Annotated in this window: 22 protein-coding genes; 15 read left to right on the top strand and 7 right to left on the bottom strand. The window is 67.4% G+C overall.

What is annotated here, in order from left to right; all coding sequences use genetic code 11:
- Positions 1-171: 171 nt before the first annotated feature.
- Both AC36XV_RS04380 and AC36XV_RS04375 read left to right on the top strand, forming a co-directional pair.
- Positions 172-432 carry a hypothetical protein gene (locus AC36XV_RS04380; RefSeq protein ID WP_492202459.1) on the top strand — a complete coding sequence of 87 codons (261 nt, stop codon included), beginning with the start codon at positions 172-174 and terminating at the stop codon, positions 430-432.
- Positions 429-749, top strand: a complete 321-nt coding sequence (locus AC36XV_RS04375) for a hypothetical protein (protein ID WP_492202458.1) — start codon at positions 429-431, stop codon at positions 747-749. Before AC36XV_RS04380 ends, AC36XV_RS04375 begins: the two co-directional genes overlap by 4 nt.
- A 54-nt stretch (positions 750-803) precedes the next feature.
- On the opposite strand, the gene AC36XV_RS04370 is transcribed toward AC36XV_RS04375, so the two are convergent.
- The gene (locus tag AC36XV_RS04370; RefSeq protein ID WP_492202523.1) at positions 804-2177 is read right to left on the bottom strand and encodes an alanine/glycine:cation symporter family protein; all 1374 of its coding nucleotides are present in this window, start codon (positions 2175-2177) and stop codon (positions 804-806) included.
- 154 nt (positions 2178-2331) lie between these two features.
- On the opposite strand from AC36XV_RS04370, the gene AC36XV_RS04365 reads away from it, so the two are divergent.
- Positions 2332-3900 (top strand): DbpA RNA binding domain-containing protein, encoded by a 1569-nt coding sequence (locus AC36XV_RS04365; protein ID WP_492202457.1) that lies wholly within the window; start codon positions 2332-2334, stop codon positions 3898-3900.
- Between the two features lie 22 nt (positions 3901-3922).
- On the opposite strand, the gene AC36XV_RS04360 is transcribed toward AC36XV_RS04365, so the two are convergent.
- Positions 3923-4207 (bottom strand): HU family DNA-binding protein, encoded by a 285-nt coding sequence (locus tag AC36XV_RS04360; RefSeq protein WP_492202456.1) that lies wholly within the window; start codon positions 4205-4207, stop codon positions 3923-3925.
- A gap of 198 nt (positions 4208-4405) precedes the next feature.
- Between AC36XV_RS04360 and AC36XV_RS04355 the strand changes: the two genes are divergently transcribed.
- Positions 4406-5434 (top strand): potassium channel family protein, encoded by a 1029-nt coding sequence (locus AC36XV_RS04355; protein ID WP_492202455.1) that lies wholly within the window; start codon positions 4406-4408, stop codon positions 5432-5434.
- Between the two features lie 28 nt (positions 5435-5462).
- On the opposite strand, the gene AC36XV_RS04350 is transcribed toward AC36XV_RS04355, so the two are convergent.
- Positions 5463-6131, bottom strand: coding sequence for a PspA/IM30 family protein (locus tag AC36XV_RS04350; protein WP_492202454.1), 669 nt, complete (start codon positions 6129-6131; stop codon positions 5463-5465).
- Positions 6132-6255: 124 nt separating this feature from the next.
- On the opposite strand from AC36XV_RS04350, the gene AC36XV_RS04345 reads away from it, so the two are divergent.
- A complete protein-coding gene (locus AC36XV_RS04345; protein WP_492202453.1) occupies positions 6256-8571 on the top strand; it encodes a heavy metal translocating P-type ATPase in 2316 nt (771 codons plus the stop codon).
- A gap of 22 nt (positions 8572-8593) precedes the next feature.
- Here AC36XV_RS04345 and AC36XV_RS04340 read toward each other — a convergent pair whose 3' ends face one another.
- Both AC36XV_RS04340 and AC36XV_RS04335 read right to left on the bottom strand, forming a co-directional pair.
- Entirely contained in the window at positions 8594-9403 is an 810-nt protein-coding gene (locus AC36XV_RS04340; protein ID WP_492202452.1) for a hypothetical protein, read from the bottom strand.
- A gap of 63 nt (positions 9404-9466) precedes the next feature.
- Positions 9467-10681, bottom strand: coding sequence for a 2,3-bisphosphoglycerate-independent phosphoglycerate mutase (locus AC36XV_RS04335; protein ID WP_492202451.1), 1215 nt, complete (start codon positions 10679-10681; stop codon positions 9467-9469).
- 196 nt (positions 10682-10877) lie between these two features.
- Here AC36XV_RS04335 and AC36XV_RS04330 point away from each other — a divergent pair, with 196 nt between their 5' ends.
- From AC36XV_RS04330 to AC36XV_RS04285, 10 genes are all read left to right on the top strand, one after another.
- A complete protein-coding gene (locus AC36XV_RS04330) occupies positions 10878-11417 on the top strand; it encodes a hypothetical protein (RefSeq protein WP_492202450.1) in 540 nt (179 codons plus the stop codon).
- A 37-nt stretch (positions 11418-11454) separates the two neighbouring features.
- A complete protein-coding gene (locus AC36XV_RS04325; protein ID WP_492202449.1) occupies positions 11455-12249 on the top strand; it encodes an ABC transporter ATP-binding protein in 795 nt (264 codons plus the stop codon).
- The gene (locus AC36XV_RS04320; RefSeq protein ID WP_492202448.1) at positions 12249-12926 is read left to right on the top strand and encodes a heme exporter protein CcmB; all 678 of its coding nucleotides are present in this window, start codon (positions 12249-12251) and stop codon (positions 12924-12926) included. The genes AC36XV_RS04325 and AC36XV_RS04320 overlap by 1 nt, the downstream gene beginning before the upstream one ends.
- Before the next feature lies 1 nt (position 12927).
- A complete protein-coding gene (gene ccsA, locus AC36XV_RS04315) occupies positions 12928-13599 on the top strand; it encodes a cytochrome c biogenesis protein CcsA (RefSeq protein ID WP_492202447.1) in 672 nt (223 codons plus the stop codon).
- Entirely contained in the window at positions 13592-13810 is a 219-nt protein-coding gene (locus AC36XV_RS04310; RefSeq protein ID WP_492202446.1) for a hypothetical protein, read from the top strand. Before ccsA ends, AC36XV_RS04310 begins: the two co-directional genes overlap by 8 nt.
- 36 nt (positions 13811-13846) lie before the next feature.
- Positions 13847-14302 carry a cytochrome c maturation protein CcmE gene (locus tag AC36XV_RS04305; RefSeq protein ID WP_492202445.1) on the top strand — a complete coding sequence of 152 codons (456 nt, stop codon included), beginning with the start codon at positions 13847-13849 and terminating at the stop codon, positions 14300-14302.
- A gap of 9 nt (positions 14303-14311) precedes the next feature.
- Positions 14312-16345: a heme lyase CcmF/NrfE family subunit gene (locus AC36XV_RS04300; protein ID WP_492202444.1), complete on the top strand. Its 2034-nt coding sequence runs from the start codon at positions 14312-14314 to the stop codon at positions 16343-16345.
- 31 nt (positions 16346-16376) lie between these two features.
- Complete coding sequence (locus AC36XV_RS04295) at positions 16377-16940, top strand: redoxin domain-containing protein (protein ID WP_492202443.1); 564 nt, start codon at positions 16377-16379, stop codon at positions 16938-16940.
- A complete protein-coding gene (locus AC36XV_RS04290) occupies positions 16937-17500 on the top strand; it encodes a cytochrome c-type biogenesis protein (RefSeq protein ID WP_492202442.1) in 564 nt (187 codons plus the stop codon). The genes AC36XV_RS04295 and AC36XV_RS04290 overlap by 4 nt, the downstream gene beginning before the upstream one ends.
- A 106-nt stretch (positions 17501-17606) precedes the next feature.
- The gene (locus AC36XV_RS04285; RefSeq protein WP_492202441.1) at positions 17607-18491 is read left to right on the top strand and encodes a sigma-70 family RNA polymerase sigma factor; all 885 of its coding nucleotides are present in this window, start codon (positions 17607-17609) and stop codon (positions 18489-18491) included.
- A gap of 71 nt (positions 18492-18562) precedes the next feature.
- Here AC36XV_RS04285 and AC36XV_RS04280 read toward each other — a convergent pair whose 3' ends face one another.
- The gene (locus AC36XV_RS04280; protein ID WP_492202440.1) at positions 18563-18994 is read right to left on the bottom strand and encodes a vitamin K epoxide reductase family protein; all 432 of its coding nucleotides are present in this window, start codon (positions 18992-18994) and stop codon (positions 18563-18565) included.
- A gap of 25 nt (positions 18995-19019) precedes the next feature.
- Positions 19020-19703, bottom strand: a complete 684-nt coding sequence (locus AC36XV_RS04275) for a DsbA family protein (RefSeq protein ID WP_492202439.1) — start codon at positions 19701-19703, stop codon at positions 19020-19022.
- Between the last annotated feature and the right edge of the window lie 135 nt (positions 19704-19838).

Here is a 19838-nt window from a genome sequence, read left to right as displayed (position 1 = left end):
ACGCGTCTGTCGCGGCCAAGATCCGGCGGTCGAGGCCACCTTGCAAGCGGGCGGGCGGCGGGGGCCGGCAGAGGTTGACGGAACCGCAGGTCCGTCCGAAGTTGACGCGCGGATCGGCGCGAATGACGCGCCTGCGGTTAGCCGGTCCATTCACCTGCGAGTCAATTTTAGATGCGATACGTCGTCATGACCCACGTTCCGCCCGAGGAAGTCGTCCGACGGGCGAAGGAGTTCTTCTCGGCTCATACCCGCCTGAGGGTGGCAGAGGAGACGGACGTCTCGATCCGTTTCGAAGGCGATATCGGCAGGGCCACGATCCGGACGGACCGTGCGCACGGACACACGAACGTTCGAGCGGAAACCGACCGGGTCGTCGGTCTCGATGTCACGGACGTCACCAAGCGGTTCCTGTACACGCTGGAGCACGTATGAGCGAAGCACCGTCGGGCCACGGAGAAGGTTCGACCCGGTCCGCCGACAGGGTCACCGTCCGGCTCATCATGCCGGATCGCTGGCTGGAACACGTGGCGGAACTGTCGCCGGAAACGCCGGTCGCGACCGCCAAGCAGCTCGGGCTTCGAGCCATGTTGCTCCGCGACGGCGATGACCCGGCCGACTACTTCGTCGAATACGCCGAGCGCAAGGTCGGGGACGAATCGCAGAGCCTGGAGCAGATCGGGTTCCGGTCCCGGGACATCCTGTCGATCCGCGCCTACGACCTCGGTCACTACCGGCCATTCCAGGGCTGAGCAGGCGGTCCGCGCTTCGCGGGCCGGGCCGGCCACCCCGGCCCGGTTTCGTCCTCAGGGTCGAGCGGAGTTCTTCCCGAAGCGACTGAAGTACGAGCGCGTCTCCCGCAGGACCAACCCGGACAGGAGCAGGAGGCCGATCAGGTTCGGGAGCGCCATCAGTCCGTTCATCACGTCGGAGATCCTCCACACGAGATCGAGCTTCGCGACCGCGGCGACCGCCGTCACGACCACGAAGAGAAGCCGGTAGGGCACTACGGCCCGCGGTCCGACCAGGTACTGGAGGTTTCGCTCCCCGTAGTACGACCACCCGAGGATCGTGCTGAAGGCGAAGAAGCTCAGGCACAGGGCGACCAGGTTGTGCCCCCACGCCCCGGGCAGGCTGGTGCTGAACGCGTGCTGCGTCAGGCTCGCCCCATCCAGCCCCGCCTCCCAGGCGCCCGTCGACAGGATGGCGATCCCGGTGAACGTGCATACGACGATCGTATCGATGAACGTCTGGGTCATCGAGATCAGCGCCTGGCGCACGGGCTCGCGGGTCCGCGCCGCGGCCGCGGCGATCGCCCCGGTGCCCAGGCCCGACTCGTTGGAGAACACTCCCCGCGCCACGCCGTTGCGGATCGCCTGTCCGATGGTGTAGCCGGCTGCTCCGCCCGCCGCGGCCTGACCGCTGAACGCGTGTTCGAACACCAGGCCGAACGCCCCGGGCACCCGGTCGAGGTTGAGCCACAGTACCAGGCCGGCCGCCCCCAGATACAGCAAGATCATCATCGGTACGAACACGCCCGTGAATCGGCCGATCGAACGAACGCCGCCCAGGATCACGAGCGCCACGAGAAACGCGGTCGCCACACCCACGCCGAGCCTCGAGAAGCCGGTGGCATTGCTCACGGCCTCGGCCACGGAGTGGGACTGCACCCCGTTTCCGATCCCGAACGCGGCGATGGTGGCGAAGAGGGCGAAGGTGAGCGCCAGCACCCGGCCCAGACGCCCCCAGCGGATACCATTCTCCAGATAGTACATCGGTCCGCCGGACTTCTCGCCGCGCGCGTCCGTCTCCCGGAAGCGAACACCGAGCACGGCCTCCGAGTACTTCGTGGCCATGCCGACGAGCCCGGTGATCCACATCCAGAACAGCGCCCCGGGACCACCGGCCGAGATGGCCGTGGCCACTCCCACGATGTTGCCCGTTCCCACGGTGGCCGCGAGTGCCGTCATCAGGGCCTGGAAATGCGAGATGTCGCCGTCCGCCCCTTCTTCCGTGCGCCGGAAGAAGGCGAGGTACAGGGAGTGCGAGAGCTCTCGGAATTGCAGCCCGCGGAGCAGGAGCGTTAGATATAGCCCGGTCCCCACGAGAAGGACGATGAGCGGCATGCCCCACACCGCGTCTCGCACGGCCGTCACCCGCCCCAGAAGTCCGGCGTCCAGGGCTTGCGGGAGAAGGGAAGGCGAGCCTGTGAAGCTGACCAATGTCGCTCCGATCGACGAGGATGTGGACTCGATGAGCGGCCGGTAGACTAGAGAGCCGCCGGTCGCCGCGTCAACCGGCCCCCAGCCACACGCACAGCGAGTGTGACACGATATGTCAGATCTCAACATCTTGACCGAGTTCGCCGACCGGATGGGCCTTCGCGAGGTACCGGAGGTCCTGGAGGCGTCCGCTACCCCGATCCAGCGCGGGCATCACCTCGCCCTGGTGGCTTCGCGGGGATCCGGCATCGAGTCCGTGTACGCTCTCGCCGTCGGCGAGACGTGCGCGCCGGAGGGAGGCCTCCAGGCGCTGATCTTGACGGCCTCGCGGGATCGTGCCGAGGAAGTAGCCCTGTCCGTGCAGCGCGGGCTGGGGCCTCTGGGCCTGCGGACGTGCGTCGCGCCTTTGAGGACGGATGGCAGCCTCGACCCGGCCGGCGCCCCCGGGGAGTGCCTGGTGGGGCGTCCGTCGCTCCTGCTGCCCGAGGTCCGACTCGGCCGGCTCGGACTCGCAGGATTGACGCTGCTGATCCTGGACGGCGTGGCCGACCTCGAGGACATGGACGAGTGGACGTCCGTCGAGCCCATCCTCGACACGCTGAGCACGGACGCGAGACGGGTGGCGGTGACCCGCCGGGTCGACGACACCTTCCGTGAACTCGTGAAACGCCAGCTCCCGAGGGGACGACGTTGGCCGGAGACTTCGCTCGACGATGACCCTCTCGCTCCGGACCCGGTCGCAGGAGGGTATCCGGCTCGGCTGGAGGTCGGCCTCGGCGCGGCACCGAAGGAGAGTCTCGCGGCCCTGGTGCACGCGTTGGACGAGCACGCCGCGGTGACCGTCCGGTGCCGCATGGCCCCGGACATCCCGATGGCGGGCGCAGCGCTCGAGAGCGCTGGCTGGAAGCTGGATGAAGCGCCGGAGGGCTGGGACCTGGCGGCCACCCGTTCGCCGGAGGGTCGACGATCCGGAAGCGCGCGCGCATGGTACGGACTTCCGTGGTCTCTCGCCTCTCTGGTCACGCAGGACTCGGACGCCCCGGCGATCGCCGTCGTCGAGCCCTCCCATTCCGCCCAGCTGGAGTTGCTCGCGGGCCGCGCCGGTTGTGATCTGCGATTCCTGCCGGGTCCCTACCCCGGCGCCGAGCTCAGCCCTCTGGACCGCTATCGAGCTCTCGTGCGGGCCCGCATCGAGAAGGGAGGGATGGACGCGGAGTTCCTCGTGATCGATCCTCTCGTCCGGGAGTTCGGGACGACCCGAGTGGCGGCCGCGCTCTCCGATCTCTATCGCCGGATGCGTGACGGATCGTCCGAGCCGAGACCGTGGGCGGACGTCGAGGCAGCCTCGAGGCGCGGAGAAGATCGTGGCGGGTCGCGGACCGGAGCCGCCGGGCGAAGCGGGTCCGGCGAGGAGGATCGCGCCCATCGGGGCACGCGTTCGGCCTGGTCCAGGATCTTCATCGGGGCCGGCAACCGGGATTCGGTTCGGGCGGGCGACCTGGTCGGAGCCATCACGGGAGAGACCGGCATTCCGGGCGGCCAGATCGGCAAGATCGACATCAAGGGGAGTTTCTCCCTCGTCGAGATCGATTCGCAGGTCGTCGACCGGGTGATCGAGAAGTTGAACGGCACGGCGATCCGGGGCCGCGAGGTGGTCGTCAAGCGCGATCGAGGGCGCTGATCGATCCGGACGACCGGGATCGTCAGCCGAGCGTCTCGCGCAGTGGCTTGCCCGGTCGGAAAGCGATCGATGTGCGGGCCGCGATCCGGATCGGTTCCCCCGTGCGGGGGTCACGGCCGAGCCGGGCCGCCCGCCGACGCGGTTCGAAGCTCCCGAAGCCCGTGATCCTGACCGTGCGACGTCTTCGAAGCGCCCGGGCGATCACGCCTCGCCGTGGGTCGAACAGCGCCCTGACCGCCCGCTCCGCATCGGCCTGCGAGAGGCCGCTCGACCGGGCCAGCGCCCTGGTGAGCTCCGTTCGGTTCATTCCACCACTCCGGTTCGGATGAGACCCCGCGCCTGCGGCCGCCGGTCGGCTCGATGACGGGCAACGTCCGCACCGAGCCGTCACGGAGCAACCCCCGTTGCCGCCTCCGGAAGCGGCACGGCGGGCCGACTGACGGGACCGGTCAGCCGACCCTATATTGCCGACCATGTTCCCGTACGACATGCCGGAGGGCCCCGCGTGAGGAGGTTCCGTCGACGTCTCGCCTGGATGTCGGTCGGCGCCACGACCCTGATCACGATCGGGACGCTGGGGTTCCTCGCCCTTCCCGAGTACGACCTGTCCGACGCGTTCTACATGACGGTGATCACGCTGTCCGCCGTGGGCTACGAAGAGGTACACGAGCTCGGGACGGGCGGTCGCGTGTTCGCCGCCTTCCTCATCCTGGGCGGACTCACGCTGCTCGGCGTCTGGTTCGCACTCGTCACGTCCGCCATCGTGGAGATGGACCTCGCTCACGTCTTTCTGACCCGGCGCACCATGAAGAAGATCGAGACGCTCAAGGACCACTACATCGTATGCGGGGCCGGACGAACCGGGAGGCAGGTCGCTCGCGAGCTCGAGGCCGCGGGTAAGCCCTACGTGGTCATCGAGAAGGATGCGGAGCGAGCGGAGGCGCTCCGCAGTCAGTTCGAGGAGGTGCTGGTCCTGGTGGCCGACGCGACCCGGGACGAGGCCCTCGTGGAAGCGAGGATCGGGAACGCCGCCGGTCTCGTGACCTGCCTGAGCGCGGACACGGACAACCTCTTCGTGTGCCTGAGCGCCCGCGATCTGCAGCCGGGCCTCACCATCGTGGCCCGGGCCTACAACGAACAGACGCTCCAGAAGCTGTACGTGGCCGGGGCGGATCACGTCGTGAGCCCCAACCTCACCGGCGGAATGAGGATGGCCGCGATGCTCCTGCAGCCCCAGGTGGTCAGTTTCCTGGACGTGGCGACGCGGAGCCAGGAGCTCGATCTGCGCCTCGAGGAGGTGCACGTTCCGGAGGGATCCCCGTTCGCCGAACAGACCCTCGCGGAGGCCAGGATTCCGAGCCGGACGGGGCTCATCGTCATCGCCGCGCGACACGTGGATGGAGAGGCGGGCGGCAGAGACGGGGCCTGGGTGTACAACCCGGGTCCCGAATATCGAATCGGGGCGGGCGACGTGCTGATCGTGATGGGAAAGGAAGAACAGATCGACCGGCTCACGCGCAGCCTGCAGGCCTGAGCCGAGCGCGCTCGACCGGGGTACTGCGTCAGCCGTCTTCCTGCATCCGCCTCTTCAGCTCCTCGAGCTGGAGCTCCGCCAGCTCTTCGCGGGACAGGCCACGCGGCTCATCGAAAGCGTCGTCCGGACTCCGGCCTCCCAGCTCGTCCTCGATCGCTCGCGACGCCTCGCCGAGGTCGTCCTCCCGTTCGATCTCATCGACGAGGCGATCGAACTCGTCCACGCTCGACCCGCTTCCGCCCCTCATGCGCCCCGTGGTTCCGGCGCGACGGGCCTGGATCCCGATGACGTCCTTTCGGGCCCGGGCTTCCTTCAACTGCTCGGTCTGCTCGGCCACCATCTGACGCTGCATCGCCAGCTCGGCTTCGGCCGCCTCGATCTTCTGTTCCCAGACGTCGATCGCCACGCGATGCTTCGCTTCGAAACGGAGCGCCACCTCGACGGTCTCATCGTCCCCGATGTTCTGAGCCTGAAGCGCCCGCCGATGACAGTCCTCGGCCTTCCGGGACTCGACCGCGTGCGCCTTGCGGAGCTTCTCCAGGTCCGCCTCCAGCACGGGAAGGCGAGCCTTGTTGTCGATCAGCTCCTTTCGCATGCCCTCCAGGAGCCGGTCGACATCGGCGCTCGAGAAATCGCCGGACTTGCCCTCGAGGGCATCCAGAGCCGATTCGATCGCTTCCCTCAGCTTCTTGAACATGGCTTGAGTCTAACGCCGAGGGTGTCCGGGTGGAACCCGCTCGGGTACACTGAGAAGAGGGCCGTAATGGCGGCCGCACGACCGTCGGCCCGGGTCGGATCGGGGATCGAGGCAAGGCACCAACATGCAAGACACGCACACTTCCGAGGAGCGCGCGGGCCGGCAGGGTGCGCGCGTGGAGACTTTCGCGGTCGAAGGCATGCACTGCGGCGCGTGCAGCGCAGCGGTGGAGCGGGCGCTCAATCGCCTGGAGGGAGTCGAGGCGTCGGTCAGCCTCCCCGCCGAGACCGCCACCGTCCGCTTCCTCCGGGAGGGGATCGGCTTCGAGACCCTCGAGGCCGTCGTGGTCGACGCCGGATACTCCCTCGTGGCCCCCGACCCGGGCGGGGACCGGGCCGAGAGGGAACGCGAGCGTCTGAGGCGGGACGCCGAGCGTGTTCGGACGGCGAAGCGCCGCATGGTCACCGCATGGGCTCTCACCCTCCCGATCATGGCGTGGATGATTCCGGAGATGTTCTTCGGCGGGCCGTGGCCGGGTGCGACGATCTTCCACCTCGGTCTGGTGGTCCTGGCGCTGCCCGTGCTCATCGGGCCGGGCCGCGAGACGCTGGGATCCGGGGCCCGGGCGCTCCTGCGTCGGAACCCGAACATGGACAGCCTGATCGCGCTCGGGAGCGGAGCCGCCGTTCTGACCGGATTCGCCGCCCTCCCACACCAGTTCGGCGCCGGTCCCGAGATCATGAACTACGCGGGTGTCGGTGCGATGATCATGGCGATTCATCTCACCGGCAGGTACGTCGAGACGAAGGCCCGCGGAAGGACTTCGGCCGCGATCCAGAAGCTCCTCTCCCTGGAGGCGAGAACCGCGAGGGTCCTGCGAGACGGACAGGAAGTCGAGGTCCCGATCTCATCCGTGGTCGTGGGAGATCTCATGGTGGTGAGACCAGGAGAGAAGATCCCCACCGACGGCGTGGTGGAGTCGGGAAGCAGTGCCGTGGACGAATCCCTCGCCACGGGGGAGTCCATGCCCGTGGACAAGCGGGCGGGGGATCCGGTGATCGGGTCGACCGTGAACCGCCAGGGCCTTCTTCGCGTGAGGGCGACCGGTGTCGGAGAGAACACCTTTCTCGCCGGTGTGGTCCGGATGGTCGAGCAGGCTCAGGGCAGCAAGGTGCCGATCCAGGAATTCGCGGACCGCGTCACCGCGGTATTCGTTCCCGTCGTCCTGGCCGTATCGGCCGGCACCCTGATCGGCTGGCTCGTCTTCCCGGATTTCTTCCACTCGATCGTGGAGCACGCCGCAGCCCTGATCCCGTGGGTGCAGCCGGATCTGGGACGCGTCTCGCTTGCCCTGTTTGCCGCCCTCGCGGTGCTCGTGATCGCCTGTCCGTGTGCTCTCGGTCTCGCCACCCCCACGGCGCTGATGGTCGGCACCGGTCTGGGTGCCGAGAACGGGGTGCTGATCCGTGACGGTGCCGCGATTCAGACGCTCGAGGGCGCGGACGTGATCGTGTTCGACAAGACGGGTACCGTGACCCGGGGAGAGCCGTCTCTCACGGAAGTCCTGCCCGCCGGGGAATCAGAGCCGGCAGAGGTTCTGAGGCTGGCGGCTTCGGTGGAGCACGCCTCGGAGCACCCGCTCGCCCGCGCCGTGGTCGCGGCGGCCCGGGAACGGGGCCTTTCGCCGGCGGAGGTCGTCGGGTTCGAAGCCATCACGGGAATGGGCGTGACGGGGAAGGTGGACGGGCAGACGGTGCGGGTAGGAAGCGAACGCCTGATGCGGCGGAGCGGCGTGGAGACCGCGGCCCTGCAGCAGAGTGCCGCGGACCTCGAGGCCAGAGGCCGAACGGTGATGCTCGTGGCGCGCGGTGAACGTCTGCTCGGGCTCGTCGCGGTCGCGGATCGCGTCAAGGAGGACAGCCGGCGGGCCATCTCGGAACTGTCGTCGCTCGGTTTCCGCACCCTGATGCTCACGGGGGACAACGAGCGCACGGCACGGGCCGTGGCCGACGAGGTGGGAATCGACGACGTCCGCGCCGGCCTTCTTCCGGACGGAAAGGTCGAGGCGATACGGGAGCTCCAGGCGGCGGGCCACGTGACGGCCATGGTGGGAGACGGCATCAACGATGCGCCTTCGCTGAAGCAGGCGGACGTCGGAATCGCGATCGGTACGGGGACCGACATCGCGATCGAGGCCGCCGACATGACCCTGGTCCGCGGAGACCTCGGCGCGGTCGTTCGGGCCGTCCTGCTCTCCCGGGCCACCTTCCGGAAGATCCGCCAGAACCTCTTCTGGGCCTACTTCTACAACACGATCGCGATACCGGTGGCGATCCTCGGGCTGCTGCACCCGATCCTCGCCGAGGCCGCCATGGCGCTCAGCTCCATCACGGTCGTCAGCAACGCGAACCGCCTGCGTCGAGCTCGCATCGACCCCTGAGCGACCGGACGACCCTCCGGCCTCAGTTCCGGCCGGTGACCTCCCTGGCCCGAACGGCTTCGGCCTCCAGCATGCCATCGTGCATGCGATACTCCGGACGATCCGACACGAGGCCGGCGGGCAGGGCATCGAGGAACCGCCCGTACGCCTCCAGGAGCGCGGTCTCATCTCCCCGCGCCTCGGCGACCCTCGCCTTCAGCGAGAGGGCCAGCAGGTGACCGTCGTCCAGGGACAGGATGAGATCGGCCTCCCGGTCGGCGCCGTCGGCATCGCCGAGCACGAGTTCGAGCAGTCCCAGGTGAAAGCGCGCGTCCTCGTCGATCTCCTCCGGCGGCAGCATCCCGTAGGCCTGGATGGCCATGGTGGCGAACTGCTGAGCCTGCGCCTCGTTGCCCGCCTCGTCCTCACGCATGACCCGATCGAACAGCCGGTCGGCCGCCTGGCGGGGCGTCATGGAGCCGAGGTCCACGGCGCCCGGGCCCGCCCCGGCGATCGGACTCCCGTCGGGAGCGACGCGCTCCGCTTCCGGGAGAGCCCCGCTCAGCGGCATGTCGCCCACCCGTGTGGCGGTCTGGCTCTGTATGAACAGGGTCAGGGCGACGGCGAACGCCACGAGGGCGAATGCGGAGAGGACCCAGGGAAGATAGGCGGCCTTCCCCTTCGCCGGACGGTAGCCCGTCGGCTCCCCGCACTCGGCGCAGAACAGGGCTTCGGACTCGAGAGCGGAGCCACACTTCGAACACGTGCCCGCCCGGGTCTTCGTTCCGAGCCCGGCCCCGCACTGCGAGCAGAACTTCCCGCTTTCCTCGCTACCGCACTTCGGACACCGCATCGTCTCTCCTCTCGAGGCCGCATCCCGGGGGACGGGCCGTGTTCGTTTTCGGGCCCGGGGCCCTCACGCCCCGAACTTCGCCAGCCGGCCCGCCCTCGCCATGGCGAGGCGCATCAGATCGCACCCGCGTATCCGCCCGAGGGAGCCGCGGGCGCATCCGGCCTCTCCGAAGCCGACACCCTCCTCGCCCGGGTGTCCGCGCGAAGGTCCCCCATGCAGCAGAAACGGTACGGGGTGCCAGCTGTGACTTTTCATGAGCGCCGGCGTGGAATGATCGCCCGTGATCAAGGTGACGTCCACGCCCACCTTCCGCAGGGCGGGCAGAATCTCGTCGACCTGCTCGATGATGTCCACCTTGCGCCGAAAGTCACCGTCCTCTCCCGCCTTGTCCGTGCCCTTCACGTGCAGGAAGAAGAAGTCGTGGTCGGCGAAAGCCTCCCGGAGGGCCGGTTCGAGCGCGGACAGGTCATCCTCGATGGCAACCGCATCCATGCCGACCAGGCGGGCGACGCCCCGGTACATCGGATAGGCGGCGATGGCGATCGGGCGGACGCCGAAGACCTCGGGAAAGCGCGGCCAGTCCGGGAGCGTGGCAAAGCCGCGCAGGAGTGCCATGTTCGCCTTCGACTCCCCGGCCAGGGTCTCCCGGGTTCGGTCGAGCCACTCCCGGGTCGCTCGGGCGGCGGGCTCGGAACCCGGGGACGCGGCCGTCGCCTGGAGAGGCGCCGCACCCGTCCGTCCCGGGTCGGTGTCCCCGACATCGGCTCCGGTCGCTTCGTCCAGTCGGAGGACCAGGAGGAATCTGTGCTCCTTTACGGACCGCACGAACGTCTGCGCGCCCGGCACGCGGATTCCGTCCAGGCGCTCGAGGATCGGGAGCGCCTCTTCGGTGGAGATGCGACCGGCACGACGGTCGATCACCCTGCCCTGCCCATCGACCGTGCAGAGGTTTCCGCGGACCGCCACATCCCCCGGCTGCAGGGGAAATTCGATACCGAGAGCCGAGAGCGCCCCCCGTCCCACCTGGTACCGGAGGGGGTCATAGCCGAACAGGGACAGGTGGCCGGGCCCGCTTCCAGGCGTCACTCCTTCCGCCACCGGCACGTGGAGACCGCCACCGCCCGCGCGGAAGAGCTCGTCCATGTTCGGGGTGCGGGCCGCCTCCAGCTCGGTCGGTCCGCCGGTCTCCAGCGGAAGCCCTCCGAGGCCGTCCAGAACCAGGAGCATGATCTTGCCGTCGCCCGCCTGCTCCAGCTTCGCGGTGTCGCCCAGGTCCACGGTTCCTCCAATCCATCCGAGTGCTTCCGTACCACCGTCGCTCCGAACGGAGCCGAACATATCGCCCCCTCGGGCCCGGTTCCAGAAGGACCGGGCGGGGGCCGTGAAGCTTGCGTTGGCGGCCCTCAGGCCGCATAACCAAGTGCTCGTGCCAAGCCGGATCGAGCATCCGGCACATCGAGGGTGAGGAGGTCAAATGCTGGGTTCCCGAACGAAGGTGTGGCTCGCGACCGGCATGCTCGCCGGGCTCCTGGCCGCCTGTGCGTCCGGATCGGGAAGTCAGGGCATGAGTCGCGGGCCCTCGAGGAACGCGACGATCATGCGCATCGCGGCCCCGCCGGACACGGTCATCCAGAAGGCGTGGGAGGTTCTTCGGAACGACGGCATCCAGCCGCGATGGTTCTCCCGGTCGGCCGATGACTCCACCAACGTGGCGAGGATGGAGTCCGACTGGATCTACGTCCCGCGCGTCGTGGAGTCCGCGACGTTCGGCAACCTCACCGAGCCGGAGAAGTACATCAAGCTCCTGTTGTGGGCGGAGCCCGAGAGAGGTGGGACGCTCCTCTATCTGGAGGCGCTGTACAATCCTCTCTCCAATCCGACGGAGCCCGTGCAATGGTCTCTCATGCGGCCGATCCCGGGCGTGCACCCGGCGTGGCAATACGTGTCCCAGTTCGAGAACAACCTGGCGCGGCGGCTGGGGGCAGGAGACTCGGAAGAGGGCACCGGGAACTGACATAGAGTCATGGAGTCGGGGATCCGGGCTCTCCTGTGTGGACCGGCCCGCCCCCCTCACACCCCCGGACAGGTCATCCAGGGACCTGCCGGAGGAGGCGACCATACCGATAGATCGTGAAGTCCGAATCGCCGTCGAGCTGGAAGGGCTTTCCAAGCGGTTCGGATGGAAGTGGGCTCTACGCGACGCGAGCGTGCGCGTGGAGGCCGGAACGACCCTGTGCCTCGTGGGGCCGAACGGAGCGGGCAAGACCACCCTCCTGAAGCTCGTCGCCACGCTGTTGCGCCCGTCCGGTGGGGACGGCCGGGTGGCGGGTCATTCGGTGATGAGCGATCCGGACGAGGTCCGTCGACGAACCGGCCTGCTGACGGTTCGCGGATTCCTGTACGACGATCTGTCGGCGGCCGAGAACCTGCACTTCACCATGCGAATGGCCGGTCTGAAGCCGGACCGTACGCGGATCGCGGGCGTGCTCGAGCGCATCGGCCTCGACGAAGTGGCGGACAACCGGATGCGCACGTTTTCGACGGGGATGCGCAAGCGCCTGGCCCTGGGACAGTTGCTGGTCAGGCCGATCGAGGTCGCCCTCCTGGACGAGCCGTACTCCGGCCTCGACGCCCAGGGCATGCGGCTCGTCGACGAGGTGGTCAGCGAATTCAAGGCGCGCGGCACCACCGTGCTTCTCGCATCTCACCAGGACGGTGAGGCCGTTCGGGAGGCCGAGAAGACCGGCATCCTGCGGCGGGGACACCTGGAGATCCTTCCCGAGTCGGAGCCCCTGAGCCGTCACCTGTCGGTGGGCGGGCCGGCCGGCGCCCCGGAGGCGACCTGATGTCGGTCCTGCGCCGGGCCTGGGCGATCGTCTGGAAGGACCTCCTGATCGAGGCCAGGACGAAGCAGAGCTTCAACGCGATGGTCTTCTTCGCCTTCCTGATCCTCTTCATCTTCAGCTTCGCGCTGGGGGCGGACACCGACCTCCTTCGGGAGGTGGCCGGCGGACTGCTGTGGGTGGGCATCGCGTTCACGGGCCTTCTATCGCTCAGCCGGACCTACCAGAACGAGGAGACGAGCGGGGGACTGGAAGGCCTGAGGGCGTATCCCGGAGACGTGCGCGCGATCTACCTGGGCAAGCTGCTCGGCAACATCGTCCTGCTGCTTCTGGTGGAAGCCATCCTGTTTCCGGCGGTCGGGGTCCTGTTCCAGGTCAACCTGTGGCCGTACGCGGGGGGGCTCGCCACGGTGGCGCTCCTCGGCACCCTCGGCTTCTCGACGGTCGGCACCTTTTACTCGGCCCTCACCGTCAACCTGAGAGCGCGAGAAGTACTGCTCCCCCTGCTCGTGTTCCCCGCCCTCGTCCCCGTCCTTCTCGGCGCGGTCAACGCCACGACCCTCATCCTCGAGGGGGATCTGATGGGCGAGGCGGTGGTATGGCTTCGGGTGTTGGGAGCGTTTGACATCATCTTCTTCGTACTCTGCATCTGGATCTTCCCGATCGCTCTGGAGGAGTGAAGTGGGTCCACAGACGAAAGTCGAGAGAATACTCGGGTCGCTGGCGCTGGTCTCCATGCTGGCAGGAAGCTACGTGGGGCTGGTGGTCGTTCCCGCGGACGCAGCCCAGGGCAACGTTCAGCGACTCATGTACGTGCACGTCCCGGCGGCGTGGCTGGCGTTCCTCGCCTTCTTCATCGTGTTCGTGATGAGCGTGCTCTACCTCATCCAGAGAGACCCGAGGTGGGATCGCGTCGCGGCCAGTTCCGCGGAGATCGGTGTGGTGTTCACGGTCGTGACGCTCCTGCTGGGCATGATGTGGGGCAAGCCCACGTGGGGCGTGTACTGGACCTGGGACCCCAGGCTCACGACCACCGCGATACTGCTCGCCATCTACGTGGGCTACCTGGCGCTGCGCAGCTTCGCCGACGAGGAGGATCGACGGGCGCGATGGTCCGCCATCGTGGGGGTGATCGGCTTCGCCAACGTTCCGATCGTCTACATGTCGGTCACCTGGTGGCGCACCCTGCACCAGCCGCCGTCGAGTCCGAGGAGCGTGGCGCCGGACATCCTGTGGACGTTGATGCTCAATCTGGCGGCGTTCACGGTCGTCTACGCCTATCTGATGGTGCGACGGGTGCGTCTCGCGAAGCTCGAAGGGGAACTCGAGAAGAGAATGGCGTACAATGCGTAAGTGGAGCGTCGTCACCGTGCTGTACGTGCTGGCCCTGATCCTGCTGTGGGTGTACACGGGCCAGGTGCAAATGGAGAACCGTGGCTTCGTGGTCGTGGGCTACGGACTCACATGGGGCGCGCTCCTCTGGTACGCGTACAGGCTGGATTCAAGGGGACGGACGACAGCGCGCGCCGTCCATTCGTTCGAGGTTGCGGGCCCCGGGGACTGAAGCCGGGACCACTACAGGCAAGGGACAATCCGTCACATGAACAAGTCCAAGAAGATATGGGCAGGGCTCGGTGTGCTCGCGATCGTCGGTGGGATCGCGCTCCTGATCGCCGGGGGACTGAGCAGCAACGTCGTCTACTTCCTGACGCCGAGCGAGCTGCGGGCCGAGCTGGCCGAGCGGGGGAGCGAGATCGTCGATCAGCCGCTGCGCCTCGGTGGACAGGTGAAGGCCGGCTCGCTGATCTGGGATGCGGAGGCGCTCAACCTGCAGTTCGTGGTCGCGGACAGCGTCGGTGAGGTGCCGGTCCGTAGCACGGGTGCGCCCCCCGCCATGTTCAAGGAAGGCATCGGTGTGGTGGTCGAGGGTCGGTACACTCGCGATGGCGTGTTCGAATCGACGAATCTCATGGTGAAGCATTCGAACGAGTACGAACCGCCGCACGGCGAGAAGCCGGAGCAGATGTACGAGTCCCTCATCAAGTCCGAAGGGTAAAGGGCCACCATGCTCAATCTCATCGGAAGCACATCGATCGCCGCGGCCCTGGTCGGCGCGCTGGCCGTCACCGTCACGGGGCTCGTCGGCGGCTTCACCCGCAAGCCGGGGCTGCTCCGGGCCGCTCGCTACGGCACCTATTTCGTGTTCGCCGCGATGACGACGGCCCTCGTCACCATGGAGGTCGCCCTTCTGACGCACGACTTCAGCGTGTCGTACGTGGCGCGCGTCGGAAGCCGTGAGACCCCGACCTACTACACGGCGATCTCGTTGTGGAGCAGCCTCGAGGGTTCGATTCTGTTCTGGGGCTGGATCCTCGCGGCCTACGCAGCGCTCGTCGCCTTCGTGAACCGGAAGTCCGATTCGCGGCTGGTGCCCTTCGCGTACGGCGTCCTGGGTTTCGTCGGCCTCTTCTTCTACGGCCTGCTGACCGGCCCCGCCAACCCGTTCGGCGAGGTGTTTCCGGTTCCGGCGAACGGGCCGGGCCCGAACCCCCTGCTCCAGAACCACCCGCTCATGGGACTTCACCCGCCGATGCTGTACCTCGGCTACGTGGGGCTCACGGTCCCGTTCGCATTCGCCATCGGGGCGCTGCTCAGCGGAAAGCTGGACGAGGAGTGGATCCGTTCGACCCGCCGCTGGACCGTCGCTGCATGGGCCTTCCTGTCCGTCGGCATCGTCGCCGGCGGCTGGTGGTCGTACGAGGTGCTTGGCTGGGGCGGCTACTGGGCCTGGGACCCGGTGGAGAACGCGTCCTTCCTTCCGTGGCTCACGGCGACGGCCTTCCTCCACTCGGTGATGGTGCAGGAACGACGGGGGATGCTGAAGACCTGGAACCTCTCCCTGATCATCGGGACGTTCCTGCTCACGTTGTTTGGGACATTTTTGACCAGATCGGGCATTCTTGACTCGGTACATGCCTTCACGGAGGGGATGATCGGGCCGATCTTCCTCTCGTTCATCGCCCTCGTCATGGTCCTGTCGCTGATCCTCATCGCGTGGCGGTCGGATCGGCTTCACGCCCCGGGCTCCCTCGACGCGGTGGTGTCGCGGGAAAGCACCTTCATCTTGAACAACCTCCTGTTCGTCGCATTCACCTTCACGGTGCTGCTCGGTACCACCTTCCCGTTGATCGTGGAGGCGGCGAACGGCAACCGCGTGAGCGTCGGCCCGCCGTACTTCAACATGGTGTCGATCCCGATCGGCGTCCTGCTCCTCTTCCTGATGGGCATCGGCCCGGCGCTTCCGTGGCGCCGCACGTCGCCCGAGAAGCTCAAGCGGACGTTCGTGGTTCCTTCGGTCGTCGGGCTGGTCTCCGTCGTCGCGGGCTTCGCGCTCGGGGTACGGAGCTTCTGGCCGCTGGTCACGTTCGCCTTCGCCGGCTTCGTGACCGCGACGATCGTGGACGAATTCCGGAAGGGAATCCGCGCGCGGCGTCGAATTGCCGGAGTGTCCGCTCCCGTGGCGCTCGGTCAGATCCTCACCCGCAACAATCGCCGCTACGGCGGATACGTGGTGCACGCGGGGATCGTCGTGATCATCGTGGCTCTCGCCCTCTCGGGCACGTACCGGTTCGAGCGCGAGGTGACGCTGCGGGAAGGTCAGCTCATGCAGCTGGGCGACTACGGCGTGGTCTTCGATGAGCTGTGGGCGGAAGAGGAGCCGCAACGTTTCGTCGTGGGCGGGACGTTCAGCGTGTTTCACCGCGGAGAGGAAAAGGGCACGCTCACTCCGAGTCTGAACTACTACAAGAACTCGCAGCAGCCGATCGGCACGCCGGCCGTCCGCTCCACGCTCAAGGAGGACCTGTATCTGACGCTGATGGCGTTTGATCAGGAGGCGGGAAGCCATGCCACCATCCGGGCGATCGTGAACCCGGCCGTCCCGTGGCTGTGGATCGGAGGCATGATCGTGGCGATCGGGGCGATCCTGGCCGTCATGCCCCAGCGGGGCAGCGGGCGCCCTGCGGTGTCCGCGGCGGAGATCGCCCTCGGCGAAGAGTCCGCCGAGCTCGCCGATGAGCCTGCGGCGGCGACCGTTTGATCAGCGTACGGGAACCTCGGATACGATTGACATGAAGAAGAAGCAGCTTCGATGGCTCCTCCCCCTGGCCGCCGTTCCGGTGCTGTGGCTGCTGTACTGGGGAATGGGCCGGGATACCTACGTTCTTCCCTCCCCGATGGCGGGACTGGAGGCTCCGGCCTTCGAGCTCGTGTCGTTCGAGGGGGACACGCTGAGGCTCGCCGACCTTCGCGGACGAGTCGTGATCCTGAACTTCTGGGCGTCCTGGTGCGTGCCATGCCGCCAGGAGCACCCGGTGCTTGTGGAGACCGAGCGCACCTGGGACGATTCCGAAGTCATGCTGCTCGGGGTCGTGTACCAGGACTCGCGAGCGAACGCGGAGCGCTTCCTGCAGCAGTACGGGGGCGACTGGACTCACGTCATCGACCCGTCGCAGCGGACGGCCATCGACTACGGGGTATACGGGGTGCCGGAGACCTTCTTCATCGGCACGGACGGAACGATTTCGCTCAAGAAGGTGGGACCGGTCACCTGGGACCTCGTCCAGTACCAGGTCGACTCCCTGCTCGCCGCGCCCATGCAGGCGAGGGCAGCCGGCGCCGGCGGTGCCCCGTGATCCGGGCGACGCAGGCACGGCTTGTCGTCTGGCTCTTCCTGTTCGGGTTGATGGCCGCGCCCGGAGCCCTGGCCCAGGAAGCCGCGGCGGATTCGGGGGCCCGCGGGGCCGTCGAGACGGGTGCGGACTCGATTCAGGATGCCAGCGCACTCACCGATCCGGAAGCCGCCGAGCTGGATGCGCTCGCGGCAGAGGTGGCCTCCGGTCTCCGGTGCCCGGTGTGCCGGAACCAGTCGGTGGTGGAGTCGAATGCGGACCTCTCACGTGAGATGCACGCGCTGGTCCGCGAGAAGCTCGCGGCCGGACAGACGCCGGACGAAGTCCGCGAGTACTTCGTGAGCCGCTACGGAGAGTGGATTCTGCTGCAGCCTCAGGCCCGCGGCATCAACCTGCTGGTGTACGCACTGCCCGTCGTCGTTCTGGTGCTCGGCTTCTTCTTTGCGCGGAATCGGCTCCGCAAATGGGCCGCCTCGGGCGAGTCCGGAAGCGGCCCGACGCCGGCCGTGGAGCTGGGAGCGGAAGACGAGCAGTGGCTCCAGGACGCGCTCCGCGAAACGTGAGGGTTGACGGAACCTCACGTTTGTTCAGTGTATTAGAGTGGCTCTGGAGCCGTCGAACGGCTCCTGGCGATCGAATGCACGTTGTACAGGAAGAGAATCGGAGCTTATGAACGCTGCCTCGAAGAAGATCTTCTTCGACTCTCGGGCCCTCGACTCGTTCGACCAGTACCTGCAGGACGTGGAGCGGTATCCACTGATCGAGGATCCCATGGAGGAACGTGAGATCGCGCGTCGGGCGCGCGCCGGGGATCGCGCGGCGGCCGAGCGTCTCGTCACGGCCAACCTGCGATTCGTGATCTCGTACGTGAAGAAGTATCAGGGCCGGGGGCTGAACCTGGCCGAGCTGGTATGCATCGGGAACGAGGGCCTGCTGAAGGCCGTGAAGAAGTTCGACCCGGACAAGGGAGTGAAGTTCATCTCCTACGCGGTGTGGTGGATCCGTCAGACGGTGCTGCAGGCCCTGGCCGAGCAGACACGGTCGGTGCGGATTCCGCTCAATCAGAATTCGAACCTCGTGAAGCTCTCTCGAACGGAGACGGCGCTGACGCAGAAGCTCGGACGGTCGCCCACCGATCGCGAGATCGCCGAGGAGATGAAGGAGCCCGTCGAGACCGTGCGCGCGCTGCGGCGTGTGGCCTCGGCAGAGTTGAGTCTCGACGCCCCGCTCGACAAGTCCGACCGAGACAGCGCCTCCTTCGGGGAACGCTTCTCGGGAGCGGACGAGGCGGACATCGAGATCGACGTCGAAGCTCAGGCTCGGCGCGAGTTCCTCGAGAAGATGTTCGAGAGCTATTTGACCGAGCGCGAGCGCAAGATCCTCGTGCTCTACTACGGTCTGGACGACGGAGAGGAGATGACGCTCGAGCAGATCGGAGAGCTCCTGGGCGTCACCCGTGAGCGAATTCGGCAGATCCGGAACCGGGCGTTCGACAAGCTTCGCGGGTCGGAACACGGAGATGCGCTCGAAGGCTTCTGGCGAGCGAGCGCCTGAGCGGCACACCGCCGTCAGGGCACCGCTACCCGGCGGTGTGAAGAGGGGCGGCCGATCGGCCGCCCCTCTGTTCATCCTGGAGAAGCCCCCCGAGACCACAGCTTCCATGGGCAGGCGAGCAGGAAGATCAGCACGGTCAGGACCGCGCTGAGCACGCACCACCAGCATACCGCGTGGAGCACCAAAACCTCGACCCCCGTCAGGTAGATCGAGAACAGGAGACCTCCCGTCGCCGCGAGCCCTAGCAGCCGGTCCACCCACGGCCGACCGTACGCGGGGCCGAGCCCGATGAGGCCGAGGCAGAACACGCCGGCGTACCAGGCCGTTCCCCATGCCGGCACGGGCTGCCCCAGAAAGCGGGCGTACTTCGAGGTCTGCACCACCTCGCACGATCCCGCCCCGCACACCAGGGTCCCGTAGAAGCCCAGGTGGTATAGGAGCAGGTACAGGGACACGAACAACCCGACCAGCGCCACCACCGTGAGCGCGCGCAACCGGATCACCGGATTCACGCGGACGACCGCACCTTCAGTCGGAGGCCGCGGCGGCGGCCTGAATGCGCTCCTCGAGGCGGGCATAGCTCATGTCCTGCCCGCCGAGCGGCTCCCCGTTGAAGAACAGGGTCGGCGTCGAGCTGACCCCGAGCCGTTCGCCGAACGCGCGAGTGGCCCGCACTTCCGAGAGCGTTTCCTGGTTGTCCACGCAGGTTTCGAACGCGGACGCGTCCATCCCGAGGTCCCTGGCGTAGTCGACGAACTTCCCGTTCGGGTTCCCGTCCGTCCGCCAGCTGTCCACGCGAGCGAACAGCAGGTTCTTCATGTCGTAGTACCTGCCCTGCCGACCCGCGCAATGTGCCGCGATCGCGGGCGCCCACGACTCGGGCCACAGGGGAAAGTCATACGAGATCCAGCGGAGTGCCCCGGTGCCGGCGTAGTTCTGCCGAAGCAGCCGACCGCTCAAACTGTTGAACTGGCGGCAGTGCGGGCACAGATAATCCGAGAACTCCATGACTACCGCGGGTGCATCCTCGGCACCGACCGGCGTGCCGGACGACGCATCCGCGACGATCTCGTCATCGGTGATGTTGACGGGCTCCAGGTTCGGAGCTTCGGCATCCCCTCCGGCATTGAGAATGAAGAACCCTCCAGCGGCAACGACGACCAGGATCACGAGCAGGAATCCCTTACCGCCAGCTCCCTTTGCTTTAGCCAAGACACGCTCCTTGTCGAGCACCGATCCGTTTCACTATGATCGGGCCCGGCCGCAATGCCGGACCCCGCAACCTCGGCCGCACAAGATAACACGCGCGGAGTTTCACGCGACCTCGGAGACGAGAAGGCGACCCGA

It is taken from the genome of Candidatus Benthicola sp., assembly GCF_058719085.1.
The sequence above is the reverse complement of the archived record's forward strand: the minus strand, read 5'-3'. Positions and strand labels throughout refer to the sequence as shown.